The sequence below is a fragment of the Streptomyces hilarionis genome (assembly GCF_024539675.1).
Classification (GTDB): domain Bacteria; phylum Actinomycetota; class Actinomycetes; order Streptomycetales; family Streptomycetaceae; genus Streptomyces; species Streptomyces hilarionis.
Genome location: NZ_JAHHIT010000686.1, coordinates 1 through 283, shown reverse-complemented (window position 1 = coordinate 283; position 283 = coordinate 1). Strand labels below are relative to the sequence as shown.

Genomic DNA, 283 nt, shown 5'->3' with positions numbered 1-283 from the left:
CTTAAACCCACTTTTGAAAAGCATTTCGACCCAACTGTTATTGACTTTATGTACAGCGAGCCCAACCCCCACGCCAGGCTTTTTGAGTTTCGCCTAAGTAAAAATTACCGCATAACGGAGCGCCATATAAACAAAATATACATACCCAACACCTATCTTTCCAACCCAACAATAAAAAAACTAAAAGCAAAACTAAAAAACAAGATCATCACCTACAACCCAAAGTACGGAATAGAGAGTAGGACGCGATAATGGAACACTTTTACATTGTTGGGTTCTATGA

The 283-nt window shown here is 38.9% G+C and carries 1 protein-coding gene; it reads left to right on the top strand.

Going from position 1 to position 283, the window contains the following annotated elements; translation table 11 throughout:
- On the top strand, positions 1 to 252 hold a 252-nt coding region (locus KMS84_RS40010; protein ID WP_256921569.1), incomplete at its 5' end, for a hypothetical protein.
- Between the last annotated feature and the right edge of the window lie 31 nt (positions 253 to 283).